Annotated in this window: 7 protein-coding genes; all 7 read right to left on the bottom strand. The window is 32.8% G+C overall.

Annotated features, from left to right (window positions below):
- Positions 1-44: 44 nt before the first annotated feature.
- The 7 genes from VP395_RS12030 to VP395_RS12060 all read right to left on the bottom strand — a co-directional run bounded on the left by VP395_RS12030 (position 45) and on the right by VP395_RS12060 (position 14,627).
- On the bottom strand, positions 45-938 hold the full coding sequence (locus VP395_RS12030) for a hypothetical protein (protein ID WP_346242258.1): 894 nt from the start codon (positions 936-938) through the stop codon (positions 45-47).
- Between the two features lie 481 nt (positions 939-1,419).
- On the bottom strand, positions 1,420-3,558 hold the full coding sequence (locus VP395_RS12035) for a family 43 glycosylhydrolase (RefSeq protein WP_346242259.1): 2,139 nt from the start codon (positions 3,556-3,558) through the stop codon (positions 1,420-1,422).
- Between the two features lie 166 nt (positions 3,559-3,724).
- Positions 3,725-4,696 (bottom strand): bifunctional Delta(1)-pyrroline-2-carboxylate/Delta(1)-piperideine-2-carboxylate reductase, encoded by a 972-nt coding sequence (gene lhpI / locus VP395_RS12040; protein ID WP_346242260.1) that lies wholly within the window; start codon positions 4,694-4,696, stop codon positions 3,725-3,727.
- A 90-nt stretch (positions 4,697-4,786) separates the two neighbouring features.
- Positions 4,787-7,474, bottom strand: coding sequence for a DUF5695 domain-containing protein (locus VP395_RS12045; protein WP_346242261.1), 2,688 nt, complete (start codon positions 7,472-7,474; stop codon positions 4,787-4,789).
- A gap of 23 nt (positions 7,475-7,497) precedes the next feature.
- The gene (locus VP395_RS12050) at positions 7,498-9,150 is read right to left on the bottom strand and encodes a DUF885 family protein (RefSeq protein WP_346242262.1); all 1,653 of its coding nucleotides are present in this window, start codon (positions 9,148-9,150) and stop codon (positions 7,498-7,500) included.
- Positions 9,151-9,255: 105 nt separating this feature from the next.
- The gene (locus VP395_RS12055) at positions 9,256-12,315 is read right to left on the bottom strand and encodes a beta-L-arabinofuranosidase domain-containing protein (RefSeq protein WP_346242263.1); all 3,060 of its coding nucleotides are present in this window, start codon (positions 12,313-12,315) and stop codon (positions 9,256-9,258) included.
- 62 nt (positions 12,316-12,377) lie between these two features.
- A complete protein-coding gene (locus VP395_RS12060; protein ID WP_346242264.1) occupies positions 12,378-14,627 on the bottom strand; it encodes a S9 family peptidase in 2,250 nt (749 codons plus the stop codon).
- Positions 14,628-14,712 lie beyond the last annotated feature (85 nt).

Below are 14,712 nucleotides of genomic sequence, written 5' to 3' on the forward strand. Positions count from 1 at the left end.
TAGACAATGAAAATCATCTGATTATAGTACTACATAACGGGATTTTAGAATTGAAATAATAAAAATTTAATAGACTCTAAAGTTTTTTCTAATTTGTTGTTTACAACAATACTGTTTTTTGTAGAGTATGTAGTAATTGGAGATATAGCAGACACTTCAGTTACACCAAGTGAAGAACCAACTACTAACTTGTAATTATCTAAAATAGCACTAGAATTTTTATTTAGTTGTGCGCCATCAGTAAAAAATTTGCATTGTGCAATTCCGCCTTCTAAATTCACATTATTTAATTTAGGAAATCCAGTGGATTGAGTTTCTACCCAAGTAACACCACCTTCTGTACTTAAATACAATTTAAAAGCACTCCCTGTTTTCGTCATTTTAATCCATGAATACTGAGATAGTGCATAAGATGCCGAATTATTTACTAATTCCTGTTGAACACCGTCTTTAATTCTTTTAATCATAGAATGATTGTTGAACAAATCGAAGAACATGCCATAAACAAAATTAGCACTTTGATGGTTTGCATCTCTTACCAATATTCCAGCAGAATTATAATTTGATGCTACTCCTCCAGTAAAAGTTGAAAAATCACTACCAACCAATTGAACACTAACTTCAAAATCATTTCCTTCAGTCACTGTACGGTATAAATGAAGACCATCGGCTTGACCGTCCTCAAAGCCTCCATTTGATGAAGCAAGAAATAAGCTTCCGTTTTCAGACTTAGCTACTTGACTACTAGTAGTATTGGCTCCTGCCGATGTATTAACATTAGTACCTTGCCATATAGTTCCAGAAATATTACTCGTAAAAAAATCAGAGACATTAGAAGAAAAATTATCTTCATACGTTGTTCGAGCATTTAGGTTTTGAATAAAACCCATACACAAAATTGTTAAAAAGAATTTTAATATTAAAGTAGTTTTTTTCATAATTAAAATAGGATTTAATTAATTAATATTTTTTTGTCGTTTTAGGGTATCATGAAAATTATAACTTAAATATTCAATCAAACAACTATAATTATCTAAAAATCATACTATATTAGCTTTTTTCGGGAGTGTTTTTTATGCCTACTTTTTAAAAATTATGAATGTAGAGACATTCATTAAAATGAATATTAAAAAATGGGCTATTATTTATATGGAAGAAATAAATATTTTGAATGAAGTTAATTATTCAAAAATAACAGTACCACCTTCAGGTAGCATTTCCAGAATAAAACATTTATGTTTTTTGAGTTAACATATTCGACTAAGTCTTACACCCAATCCCTACCAATTATCAATTAGAATAGATTCAAAGATAAGAGAAACTGCTAAAGTTGATGTATTTTTCTTAATCTTCATAATTGTTATTTCTATCTTCAAACAATCCAACTCCAACCAGCACGCCACATTTTATAATCTATAATCAGAACCTCGTTTTTTCCATAAGACTAACTATTTCTTCACGCTTCAAAGCATAATCATACATCTGCAAAGATGCCATAAATCCAGTAAAATGCTCACCAACATCTGAAGCTCCAATAATTATTTTAGCCTTATCAATCGCTGAAGATAATAACATGTTTTGTGAATTATTTAAAACACCATCAACATAAATTTTTTCAACAACTCCATCAAATGTCACTACAATATAATGCCATTTATTGGCTTCGGGTAATGCTTTATAACGCATATCAAAATGACCATCTAAATGCGCCATTGCACCGTAATGTCCACTATTATATGCCAAAGCATTATACGAGTTTGCTAAATTAAATTCATGCCTATCGCACCAAGATGCTAAAATCTCACCTTCCTTTCCTGTTTCTGGATTTTTTACCCATGTTGCAACAGTAAAAGAGCCATTCCACGCCAAACTTTTAGGAACTGGTTTATCCAACACTAATGATCCTTTTTTAAATTCAAAAGCTTTAACACCAGTTTCTTTGTCTGTTGTAATTAAAACATCTCCTTTTTTGGTAAATGTGCCTGAAATTGCCCCTTTATTAGTTACTTGAGTTAAAACATCGGTATTCAAATCTTTAGCATTAATATCTACTATTTTTTTTCGTGTACTTACAACTGCGGGTTCTTCTCTTGATGTTTTATTTTTTAATTGAAGCGGAATTTCAAATAAATCGCTATACACTTTTATATTCCAAACAGCCGCTAAAAGCCCCACCTTTTCGGTTGCCAAAACCTTAAGTTTTATATAGCGTGCTTTAACGTTTTTATCATCAATCATGGGGCTACCAGACGTTCTGTTTTTAGACTTATCAGAAAACAGTTTCCATATTTTTCCATCTTTAGAATATTCTAAAGTATATTGGTAATAATAACTAGCAAATTCGAATTGCGTCATCACACGTTTTACGGTTGTTACTTTCCCTAAGTCGATTGTTAAATCTTGTGGAAATGTATTATTTGCCGCTTTCCACATGGTTGCATTATTATTATCGGTAGCAAATGCCGATTGATATGTATAATCGTATTCTAAAGATTTTAAATGATAGGTTGATGACGCTGTGGTGCTTTCTTTGTAAGCGATATCTTTTGGGACATTTGATTTCACTAATGGTAAAATACCTTTATGTGAAGCCAACACTGTTTTAATTGTTGAATCGTTTTCAAAAATCATTTTATCAATACATACTTGTCGTGAAAGTCCACCGCGTGTCATTGGATAATCATGCCGGTGATATACAATGTAATCATCATCACCGTCTTGTAGCACTGAATGATGCCCTGGCCCATGAACGGTTTTATCATCATTCGTACTTAAAATTGGATTATTTTCTCCTGGCGTAAAAGGTCCGTAAGGACTATTGGAATAAGAATAGCGCACATTATAGGTTTCATCATGACAAGAATCACCAGAATACATTAAAATATATTTATTGCCTTTTTTCATCATGTAAGCAGCCTCAAAAGGATCGGGAGTTTGCTCTAAAGGAATATTTTTTGAATTTACCATATCTTTCATGGTATTAGTATTTAATTCACCTACAGCATAACCGCCGTTATAATGCACCCAAGTTCCCCAATAAGAATACACCTTTCCATCTGTATCTGTAAAAAATTGCGCATCTAAAGAAGGAAAACCTTGTCTTGGGTAATTATGAGCAATTACAGGGGTATCATCTTCATTTAATTTAGTCCAAGGTCCAATTGGCGTATCAGACACATAACCATAAATATTACAACCTGCTTGACAATTTCCGAAGTATAGATAATACTTCCCATCTATACCTTCAACAATATCTGGTGCCCAAAAATTTCTTAAGTTTACTGAAGATAGCGATGGAATTTCCATGGTATAATTATACCAATTTTGAAAATCTTTACTATACCAAACTGTTGGTGCTCCAGATGCTAACATTTCGTTATCAGTAGTAGCGTAGATATAATAAATATCACCAAATTTTTTTATTGTAGGATCTGCATAATAACCTGGCAAAATAGGATTTCCTGTATATGGAGATACATCACTCTCTTTTTTTGAGTTGAAACTTGAAATTATAAAAGTGATTATAATACAGATAAATAATAAGGACTTTTTAATCATTATATTATTATGTTTTTTGATAATTTAAACAATGTATAAAGATGGTTTTTTATGACATTACATCGCTATTTACAAATATAAATTTCTTCTGTTTTAATTAAGGGTAATTATTACCTGATATACTGTAAATATTAGCTATGAAATATTGTTAAATATCTAATTTTATTTAGATTTCTACTTTATTTTGAAACAAATTATAAATATAAGATGCTGCTACTAAATCTTCCAGTGCATGACCAACCGACTTGAATACCGTAATTTCATCATCTGACGTTCTTCCTGTTTTCGAATTATTACACAACTCAAACAAATCTGCTTTAATAGTTTCCTTTAAAAGAATACCTTTTGATAATGGTATAACAATATCGCCGCTTTCTTTTAATCCACCTTGATACGTATCTAAATAAACACTTGATTTTGTTATGGCTTCATCATCGGCTTCTCGAGTATCCTTTTTATAAGCTCCAACTAAATCAACATGCTGTCCTTTTTTTAAATATTTACCTAAAACCAAAGGTGTTGGCGCTAATGTTGCAGAAGAAATGATATCTACTTCAGAAATTTTATATTCAATATTTTTTATAGCAGTACAGGTAAATTGCTCATTCTTTAAAGCTTCACAAATTTTTTGTGCTTTTCCTATATCTCGTCCCCAAACATAGACTGATTCTATTGGCCTTACAGAACAATGTGCTTTGATTAAGTTGATGGATAAAGCACCTGTCCCAATCATTAACATAGAAGCTGCATTTCTTTTAGATAGATAACTACTTGCCAAAGCTGATGCTGCTGCAGTTCTTTTAGCAGTTAAAGATTTCGCTTCTAAAATAGCTTTTATAAATCCTTTATGTCCATCTATAAAAATATACATGCCTTGTATTGCTGGGAAATTATATTTACCATTATTGGGACTTACCGTAACTATTTTTACTCCTAATTCCTTTCCGGGGTTGAATGCCGGCATCAGTAATAATGTAGAATCATTGGCTTCTTTAGGATTTGAAAAATCATGATGATGACGCATGGGCACTTCAATATCAGAATTTGAAAACCCTCTTTTAAGAGCATCAATTAAACCATTAAACTGGCAATTTTCATTTATAAATTGATCGGAAATAAACGGAATTGTTGTATTCATATTTTGATTTTTTCAATTAAAAAGAAACCCCTAAGAATACTATCTTTCGGGGTTACAATGTAAAATCTATTAAAAAAAGTAATTGCTTTTCTATAGCTTTATAGTAAGACTCTTTTTTTGTAATGGAATTTCAAAAGCACCTCTTACATTTTTATAAGGTAACTTCATATCATTATTTACTCTTAAATAAGCATTTGGTGTAAACGCGTCTTTACTTTCCAGAGTAATATTAACTTCTTCTGTTTTGATATTATAACTTACTTCTTTAAACTGACCTGCATCTAAAGTTAACCACATTTTTTTAGGTGCTATAAATATTTTAGATTTAGCAGCTGTTGTAAGTTCTATAGTAACAATATCTCCTTTAGTTACTAAATTTCCTCCAAAAGCTAACCAGCCTAAGTCATCATCGTTTACTAAATAAGATGATGTATTAACGACATATCCATAAAAACCGGAACCATAATCTCCAGATAGATAATCTATTCTAAGTTCTGTTGGATAGGAATGAAATGCCGATGGACCAAAACCATCTTGTGTAATATTAGAAATGCCACCCAATAGTCCGCCATAACCGACCTTTAATAAATATAAATTATCTCCTCTTTTTCTATAATGTTCTAATACTGGAATAGCATTTAATGACGAGCCATAATGATGTATTTGTCTTTCAACTCTTGATAATTTCCCACCATACAAGAAATCCCAATATCTGCGAGCATTTCCATTGTAAGCCCAATGTGGCATTGTTGGCATATAAGCTAAAATGGCATTTAGCGTTACATTTACTTTACGACGATAACCAAAATAATCAGACCACATATACACTTCTTCTTGCCCAGTAGAATCCCAAGGCATTTCACTTCCAAAAGGATATTCTAAAGCTTCCCAATGGTCTGCTCTCTTTTTCATTCTAGTTTCCAAATCGGCAAACATATCTTCATAACCTTCAGCTTTTAAATCTTTCAAAATATATAAAAACACTGATCCTTCCATTTGCCCAAACTGCGCATAATGCGGAGCTTGTTCTACCATCGCTACAGTAGTATGGTACGCTTGTTTTAAGTACCAATCCCAAGTTTGATTATCAACTAAACCTTCATGATATCTTGCCAAGCGGTACATGGTCCAATAAGCAGCAGCAACGTGAGGATAGTTATAAGACCGTCCTGGATCGTTTGCATGTTTATGATTCCAAGCGGTCCACGATTTGTAGTTTTCAGTATCACTGTACGTCCCTTTAGGCAATGAATCTGGCTCATAATAAAAAACACTTTTTTTAACGCCATATTTATTTTTTCCTTCTTTGTATTGAATAACACCCCAAAGCGTACTATCTATAAATTTTTCTAGTTTTTTTATCTCTTGCTTATCTGGCTGAATTAGTTGTTTCATAACAGCAGCTAACCAACCTCCTGCACCGCCTTCATCACTTAAACCACTAATCCATGATCTACTATCTTTTGTTACCTGTTTTTTGATTTCGTAATCGTAACTAATTACTGAAGGATTTCTATGAAAAGGATCGTTAGGTTCATCAAACCATTGTTCTGTTGTTGAAAAACGCCCAAAATCTTTAACAACTTCATTTTCAGGCTTAATAACCTTATAATTGATAGTTTGTTTTAAACCATCTTTGTAAGTAATTGTAAGTCTTGATTGTCCCCATATTTTACCATAAACATTGTATTTTTTAACACCTTTTGGTGTTTTACCTGCTTCTTTTAATTTAAGTGCTCCTTTAGGTTCAACTTCAATTGAGCTTACATCACTTTTATAATCTAAAAATAATTGTGCCGTAATATCTTGCGGAATCACATAACCAGGAATCCCTGTAGTTACTGGTTTTTCTTGCTCTTTTAGTGTTGTTTGTATGTTCTCAACACCTTCTGAAAGCACAAATTTTAAAGCAAAACTTTTAGTTTCTTTTGGAGCTAAATGTAATGATGTTGGCTTATTCCATTGGTTAACACCTTTCCATTCGTTTTCTGCATAAGCTTTACTGTAAACCATCCATTCGTGGAAACCTTCAAAAACAATACTTCTAGGAGTTGGGTCGTCCAACAACGGACGGTAAGCTTCAAAAGCCATGTTTTCTTGTGGTAAAACCAATAGAGCGTTACCACGACCACTAAGTTTTTTTATTTCTAAATATCCAGCATCCATACCAATATATGGATCAAAAAACACGTTTTGTGCATGTGTTTCATTAAGTGATTTTCCTTCTAAAATATTATTAAAAACCATAGGAACACCCAAAGCTCCTATTTCTATATTGTTTACTGATTTGTTTGTAATTTCAAATCGCATCACCAAATGACCATTATCTATTTCATAAAAACGCTTTATAATAACAGGAATATCACTTGGAAAGGTATTTGCTAAATCGGCACCTGCCAGTACATTTCCGGATGTTTCTAACGGTGTAACAACGGCACGTTTTGCTGCCGATGAATAACTTTTCCATTCAGCAGTGCCTTCTTTAATTCTTAAATTAATATCGCCTAAATGATATAAACCATCTTTATCTCTAATTTCTAAACGGTCACCTGGTGTAAAATCGAAGTTTAAATCTTTTAATGGTTTTAAACTTGCAACCGTTTGAGACGCTTTTACAAGTTTTAATTGAAAATTTGGTGTATTAAATTTTTGATATACATCTGCAATTCCTAAAGTTGGTGTTTTATCTTCTAATCTGCTCCAATAACCTTGAGCCTTTACACTTAAGACTGTTATAAAGAGTAGTACGAAACAAAATTTATGTTTTATATGATTCATTGTGCTTTATTTAGGTAGTTTTTTTATTTGAATTCTGTTGAGAATTTCCAATTTGTTTTATAATCTTTTTTTAGTGACAACTCTTGTATTAAACCTCTTAAAAGCTCTACTGGCATCATGTTTTCTTGTAAAACACGATCATGAAATTGTTTTTCCGTCCAACCCTTTTCTAACATTTCATTACGCAAAGCATAAAATTGTAAACCACCAGTCATATATGCCATTTGGTACAATGGCGGTGTGTAACTTGTGGCAAATGAACGCCTAACCTCTGCTTCTGCATTTGCATATTCGTGTCCCACTTCATTTACAAGCATATCAATGCACTGTTGCGGCGTCATTTCTCCTAAATGGTATTTTAATGAGAAAATAATTCTAGCACATCTATGTATTCTCCAAAAAAGCATCCCTAACTTTTGTTCTGGCGTTTTAGGGAACTCTTTATTCCATAAATTTATCTCCCAATAAAGTGCCCAACCTTCCATCCAAAATGGCGTATCAAAAGCATTTCTATAACTTTTATTACGCGCATTCATAAAAAATTGAAGATTATGACCAGGCAATAATTCGTGTTGAACGGTAGCTCTGGAAAAATTTGGATTGTTTCCGCGCATACTCATTAACTTATCATCTTCACTCATATCTTGAGTTGGATACGAAATGCTTATTTCCCAACCACCGGTAAAAAACGGATTTACTTTTTGGCGTTCTGGTGTCATCATAATCATACCCCAAGTTTCTTTTGCCATTTCTGGGAAAGTAATAAGGTCACGTTCTTCAATAAAATCAACCGATTGATTATATAGATCAGTAATGGCTTGAGGTTGCTCACCTGCAGGAACATACGTGTTTTTAACATGTTCTAAAGCAGCTTTCCAGTCTTCACCAAAACCTAATTCTTTAGAAGCTTTTATCATTTCTTCCTTACACCAATTAAACTGACTTTCAGCAGTTTTAATCATTTGTTCGGGTGTGTATGGAATAAATTCGAAATTTAAACTTCTAATAAGAGCGTCTTTACCAATAGGTTTACCAATAATTCCGCTACCATCATCTTTTATACTTGTTTTGGTGTAGTTTTCTTTAAGTAATTTGGCATATTCAGACAGTTTTGTTGATAGGTTTTCGAATGGTTTTTCAACCCACCATGTAAAATCAGGATCGTAACTATAATAAAAGGAATAGGCTTCTTTAAGTGAGCTTTGAAACTCATAAATTACTTTAGATGACTTTTCAGCCATTAACCAATCTTTGAATTGTTTATCTTTAAGTCCTTTTATTTCAATATCTATTTTTAAACTGGTATTATGCAAAATTTTTGCAAGTGACTGAGCATCTGGCTTTTTCCCACGTCTTCGTTCTTTAATAAATGGAACAATATCTTTATAAAAATCTGAAACATAAGCCACTTCTTTAAATGCCTTGTAGTCTAAATTGAAAAAGTAAGTCTCTTTTTCTATTAAGTTTTTTAGAAGAATATAATCTACTTTCTCCTGTTGTGTTAACACATCAAAATCTATCGTTTTAATTTTATTTTCCCAATTACTGTATAAAGTCAAAAAACGCTGATAATACTCTTCGGATTCGCTATTGGTATAAAACTTATTTAAAGCACGTTTATCAGCAGAATATGAACTTACTAAATCTATCAGATTGCTTTGCGCAGTTGCCATCATGGTTATACAGAATATAATTAAAAAATTGTATGTTTTTTTCGTTTTACATCTCATTGTTTATCATTTTTTATTTTAGCACATATTATTGTGCATACTATTCTCAAACTAATTTAATGTTACATCCAGATAAACAGAATGACGTCCGTAAGATTCATAGAATGGCTTAAAAATGACCCCATCAATTACAAACTCTAACTTTTCAGGGTTACCACCTATAGTTTTACTGATATCTTTAGCATCTAATGTTACTTTACGCCATTCTTTGCGTGGTTCATTTTCCTGAGCCGCCAGCAAAATTGGGCCATAAAACAAACTGGCAATATTTTGTTGATCCATTACTGGATCTAAATGAAATTGGAACGGCATACGTAATTCAATAGTATCACCATTTTTCCATTTTCGGGTTAACGTAATGTAAGTTCCTGGAGTAGCCTCCACTTTTTGATTTTTACCATTTATATTTACAAAAAACCCTTTGGTTGCCCAATGTGGTACACGTACATTTACATCAAATTTACCTTTACCTTTAATGGTTAATAGCGTATGATCTTCATTTGGAAAAGACGTAGTTTGTTCAACGGTTACGTTTTTTCCTATCCACGTTAATGTTGAAGGCACATATAGATTTACATACAAAGCCTTATTGTCAGCACTTTTAAAATAAATGGCATTTTGAAGTTTTGTGCTGCTCTCAATAGCTGTTCCGTTACAACAAGTAAATCCCTTCATGTCTGGATTTCCGAACTGTTTTACGGAGCCAGGACGCAATGGTACATGGTAAGTATTAGCAGGACTATCTTCCGCCACAGAAGCAAGGATGTGATTGTAAAGACCACGCTCATAATAATCCATTAGCTCCGTACGCTGATCATACAGAAACAAATTGCTAGTTAATTTTAGCATATTATAAGTTGCACAGGTTTCATTCTGTCCACCAGAAGACAACCCATTTTCATAAATGGTACCTGGCTGTGCAATAAAGCATTCGGCATTCGCAGGATTGCGTGCTCCAGCTACCCCTCCAATGCTATACATGTAGTCATTCGTAGTTTTATACCAAAAATTATCGGCTATATGGTAGTATTCTGGTTCATTTGAATCGCGATACGTTTCAAGTGCCCCAACTATTTGAGGGATGTGCTGATTGGCGTGTAGACCTCTAAACGTATCTACATTTTTTGCTAGACCATGAGAATGGGATGCATCACCATAAAACATTTTAATGTTATCAAATAATTTAGCAACTTCCATATAACGTACTTCATTGGTTAACCTAGAAAGTCGTGCCATGGCTTCGTTCATCCCTCCAAATTCTCCAGCAATGTATCTGTTCCACATACTTATAAGTGTCTCGATTGGCAACTGACTCAAACGAGTGTATACCCAATTGCCCATACCTTTGGCAACTTCAAGTGCTTTTTCATTACCGCTTACTTCGTAAATATCCATTAAACCAGCTAGTATTTTATGTAATGTATAGTAGGGTGCCCAAATTTGTGTTTTTTGCCCCCCATAGGTTGCACCTTGCTCTAACATGATAAACTGATCGGGTGGATAGGCACTAATGTACCCTTGGCCCCAATTCCAATAATCGGTACGGATACCTTCTTTACTCAAATCAGAATCATAAACTAATTTACCTTCTACTGTTGGGACTTCTGTTGGTTCTGACACACATGTACCCCCGGCTTCACGTGGTTGCCCAGACATTTGTGATAATTGGTAGAGTGTATTCACCATGTATTCCATTTTATCGGCAAAATTATCTTGCAGAACCTTATTATACCCTGTGCTTGCATACGCTTGGGCAATAGCTGTTAGATAATGTCCTGTTGCGTGTCCGCGTAATTTCGTTTCTTGAGTATCCCATACACCTAGTGCTTCAGCACCTTCTGGTTGTTTTTGCCCAAAAGCATTACGAAACATATAAAGAAAAGCATCAGGGTTTGTGGTAGCAAGTGTAGTAATAAATTTATCTCTATTATCAACAAACTTAGTGTTGTGACCGTGAATATCGGAATTCAATGAAACCTGATCTAAATTAAAAACTTCCAACTTACGGTTTGGTGTTGCTTTGTTATCAGCTTCTTTTACAGTAACTATAGCCTTTGGTTTTATGTTTGATCCAGCTATACTTCCTGTTACGGTATATTTTCCTGTTTTAAGTGTCTCACTATTATCAGTTGGCGAAGGCCAAATAACTCGTACTTCTGGTCCTTCAATACCATTGCTGTAAACTCCTTTTACTTGGCGTGGTAGTCTTGGAAGATATCCAACTATGGTTTCTACTTCAACATCAGATATGCTTGTTAGATATTGATTATATAATTGAGGTGTTTTCGTATCAAATTGTTGCAAATCATCTACAGCACCATGCTTTTCATTTACAACAGTTTCTTCACCAGTTAAAGCTGTTCGATATATTCTGCCTATTTGCCTTCTGCTCAAAGGAATTCTATAAATTCTAAAATCATGTAATTTAGCATTAAGATAAGGACTTTCAGACGCTAATGATTTTCCAACATAAAGCATCTTTTTACTACCTGAATCAGCACCGAATAATTGCTCTAGCTCCAATTCTACATTTTTAGTTTCGCCTACAAGAATACCATTTACATATGTACTGATGATTTTTGAAGGAATATTTAAAACAATAGCTATATAATTCCATTTATCAGCTTCCAATACTGGTGAATTTGTATAATAGTTTCCACCTAGGCCATTTGTAATTTCAACTTGAAATGCTTTATTTTGTTTAGTTCCTATAGGTGTTACAGAGAAATGTGTTTTTGTATTTTTTCCAAAATCAAAAAAAGTCTGACCATGTTGGGTTGAACGCAAGTAAACCCATCCTGATATACTTAATGATTCTTCTCCTGTTATGGCATTAGCTGGAAGGGAAATAAACGATTTACTTTCTGCTGATAAAGAAAGTACTTTACCAAACTTATCGTCTTCTATAAACGTTGCTTTTAAACCTTCCATTTTACCGTGCAGGTTATTCCTAGACCAATCTTTTACATCACCATCAAACACATAACGAGCTATCAATCCTGTTTCTCCAATACCATCTAAAATCTGATCACCATCTTGCGCCTGTACATTTGTTGTAATGATACCAAAGAAACTTAATGTTAAACAAATAAATACTTTATAAATTCTCATAGTTATTTTTTTCAATGTTTGTAACCCTTCTAAATTTTTACTTTTATATTTTTCAGAATACTCTAATTGTAAATTTCACCCCATGAAGGTGGAGTAACATTCATTAAATGTTTCACAAAAAAGTCTTTACGTTTTCGTTCCCCAAAGGCACCTCCTGAAGAGTGTGCCATTCCAGGAACAGTGACTAACTCAAAATCTTTATTTGCTTTTATTAATGCATCTACAAATTGCATGGTTGAGGACGGATCTACATTGTCATCAACTTCACCCAATATAAGCATTAGGTTACCTCCCATTTGGCTCGCATTTTCAACATTAGAACACGCAGCGTAATGAGGCCCAATTGGATATCCCATAAATTGTTCATTCCACCACATTTTATCCATTCTATTATCGTGACACCCACAAGATGATACAGCAACGTCATAAAAATCTGAATTAAAAACTAAAGCGGCTCCTGCGTTTTGTCCACCAGCTGATGTACCATGAATGCCCACTTTATCAATATTCATATATGGATATTTTTTTGCAGCAGCTTTCATCCATAATTTTCTATCAGGAAAACCGCCATCTTTTAAATTTTTCCAACATACGTTATGAAAAGCTTTAGAACGATTTGAAGTACCCATACCATCTATTTGAACTACAATAAACCCTAATTCTGCAAGCGCAGACATAGACCAATAATAGGCTTGAAAATCTTTAGGCACAAAAGAATCATGTGGTCCTGCATAAATGTATTCTATAATTGGGTAACTGCGAGTTGCATCAAATGTTGTGGGTCTAACAATAATACCCCAAATATCGGTTTTATCATCTCGCCCTTTTGCTGTAAAAACTTCTGGAGCGATCCAACCCTGTTTTATTAATTCTAAATGGTCTCCTTTTTGAATTTCTAAGATAGTTTTAGAAGCATCTGTAGCCTTTAACAGTGTTACTGCTGGCATGTCAACTCTTGAATATTGATCTACGAAATATTTGTAATCTTTAGAGAATGTTACTTTATGATTACCATTTTCCGAAGTTAATCGCTTAAAATTTTTGCCATTAAAATCAACTTTACAATAGTGAATTAAGTAAGGGTCTTGGTCTTTATCTAACCCACTTGCTGTAAAATAAACTTCTTTATTTTTTTCGTCTACATAAACTACTTTTCTAACCACCCAATCACCTTTGGTTAATTGATTTTTTACAGTTCCATTACCATTATAAAGATAAATATGATTCCATCCGTCTCGTTCTGAAGTCCATAAAATCTCCTTACCATCTTCAACATCATACCTGTATTTTTTACTACTATAATCAATAAATGTATTACTTGTTTCATTTATTAATACAGATATTTTACCAGTTTCAGCGTTAACTTCAATTACCTTGTAAACTTGATGACCACGCCCATTATACTCAAATGTAAAGGCTCTACTATCCTTTCTCCAATCTATATTTGAAATATCATATTGACTGCTAAATTCATAGATAGGTATTTGGATGTGCTTTTTTGATTCTACAATAAATAATTGTGGACTTTTAATCGGCAATTCATCTCCAGGTTTTAAGTAATCTCTTGATTGTAATTTAGGCTGTAATTGATCTTTTGGACTAGATTCAACGAAATAAATCTTATGTTCCTCTCCAGGCTTCACTTTATATGCCATTATTTTTTTTCCGTCTGGAGACCATTTTATATAGGATGAATAATAGTTCCCTTTAGAACCATCATAACTCATTTGAGTTTCTACTTCAGTTTTTTTGTCTTTTATGTAGAGATTTGAATTTTTAATATAGGCTTCATGCGTGTTGTTTGGAGATGCTACAGGTTTATTATTAGTTTCATTAAACCGATCTCCCCAATAACCTCGATCTCTATTTCTTTGATTGTTAACTGAATCAGTTACTTGTAGTGTGTAATCATTTAAGTTACATTTTAATACTAGATTTTTAAAATTGAATTGCAATTCATTTTCATCTGAATCATATTTCAAATCGCTTATTTTTATATTGCTAGCATCAACTTTTTCATTCGTTTTTTGAGTTAAAACCTCAGCAAGTTTAATATGATTAAAAAACGGTATTTGTCGCTTATCTTCTACATTTACCAACAGATATTCTTTACCTTTTTTAGAATTATTTATGTACCAAAATGTATTATTTGGCATCCAATAAAATTCTGATGGTGTATTAAAAACTTTATCTTTAAATAAAGAATCAATAGCCATCGCTTTTTTGTAGTCTTCTAATGTTCCTTGACTATACATTGAAATGCAGCAAAGAAATATACTTATTATACTTGTTTTTTTGAGTATCTGTTTCATAATTTCAATTATGCATAAAAATAACTATTCTTATTTAACAGAGACGATGTAATGTTAACTGAAACTAATATTATATTACCCTTAA

Source organism: Mariniflexile soesokkakense, from assembly GCF_039650365.1.
Classification (GTDB): domain Bacteria; phylum Bacteroidota; class Bacteroidia; order Flavobacteriales; family Flavobacteriaceae; genus Mariniflexile; species Mariniflexile soesokkakense.